At 62.2% G+C, this 1,472-nt stretch carries 2 protein-coding genes; both read left to right on the top strand.

Translation table 11 applies throughout. The features are described from left to right. On the top strand, nucleotides 1–389 hold a 389-nt coding region (locus F0185_RS34020), incomplete at its 5' end, for a methyl-accepting chemotaxis protein (RefSeq protein ID WP_229477322.1). A 242-nt stretch (nucleotides 390–631) separates the two neighbouring features. Further along, on the top strand, nucleotides 632–1,472 hold an 841-nt coding region (locus F0185_RS34015), incomplete at its 3' end, for an MCP four helix bundle domain-containing protein (protein ID WP_167233112.1).

The raw sequence follows: 1,472 nt of genomic DNA, 5'->3' as shown, positions 1-1,472 counted from the left end.
CAGGCGCGGCCAAGGAAATCAAGGGCTTGATCGGCGACTCGGTGGCGCAGGTCAGCAACGGCACGCGCCTGGTGCAGGAAGCCGGCACCACCATCGGCGAAGTGGTCGACAGCGTGGCGCGCGTGACCGACATCATGTCCGAGATTACGGCCGCCAGTAACGAACAGCGCGTCGGCATCGACCAGGTCAACGAGGCGATTGCACAGATGGACCAGGTGACGCAGCAGAACGCGGCGCTGGTGGAGGAAGCGGCGGCGGCGGCCGGCAGCCTGGAAGAACAGGCGGCACGCCTGGCCGACGTGGCTGCCGGCTTCAAGCTGGGGGCCTCGACAGCGGCGCAGCGCCCGCGCCAAGCGGCAGCGATACGGCCGTTGAAACTGGCGGCCTGAGAGGCAAGCCATTGTGCGAATGCATATCAAAAGCGATACAGACGATGATATGGCGACAAGTATATTGACTGAAAGTCAGCAAAACCCCACTCAGGAATCGCACGCTCGTGCATTTTTCGTTGCCGCAAAACAACATGATGGAATCGAATTAGCTATTTAAAAACGTTAGCTGGAAGTCTTTCTTGCAGAAGAGGATAATTGCCGCTCGGAATTATTAACTTCTCAACTGTCAGGAAAACACCATGTTCCCCAACGTACGCATCGGGTCCCGTCTCGCGATCGGTTTCGCCATCGTTCTGGTCCTGTCCATCGTTTCCACCGGCTACGCCATGCTCGCCGCGCGCACCAATGCCGGCGCCACGGAACGCATGATGGCGCAGCCCCTGGCCAAGGAACGCATGATGTCGGACTGGTACGTGATGACTTACTCGGCCGTCGTGCGCACCTCGCTGATCGCGCGCAGCAGCGACGAAACCTTGTCGACCACGTTCGCCGTGGCGATCGCCGACAGCGTCAAGCGCAGCACGGAAATCATGAAGCAGATGGAGCCGCTGCTGGACACGGACGACGAAAAGGCGACCATGAAGGCGATCCAGGCCAATCGCGCCGTCTATCAAAAGGCCAAGGAAAGCGTCATGGCCGCAAAAAAGGCCGGCGACAGCGCCACCACCGAACAGGTTTTCAACGCCACCTTCCTGCCGGCCGCCAGCGCGTACCAGAACAGCATCCAGGCCATGCTCGCCATGCAGCGCAAGGAGATCGACAATACCGCCCTGCTGATCGAACAAGCCAACAGCCGCACCATCCGGTTGCTGTTCGTGCTCGGCGCCCTGGCGGTGCTGACCGGCGCCGTATGCGCCTTCCTGATTACGCGCTCGATCATCGTGCCGCTGCGCGCCGCGCTGGCGGTGGCCGGCACGGTCGCCAGCGGCGACCTGACCACGCAATTCGGCCCCGCCTCGCGCGACGAAATCGGTGACCTGATGCGCGCCCTGCACGCGATGAACGACTCGCTCACGCGGGTGGTGTCGGAAGTGCAGAGCGGGACCAACGCGATCGCCATCGGCTCGACCGAAATCGCCG

Origin of the sequence: Massilia rubra (genome assembly GCF_011682065.1) — a bacterium.
Classification (GTDB): domain Bacteria; phylum Pseudomonadota; class Gammaproteobacteria; order Burkholderiales; family Burkholderiaceae_D; genus Telluria_A; species Telluria_A rubra.
This window is presented reverse-complemented; position numbering and strand designations above follow the sequence as displayed.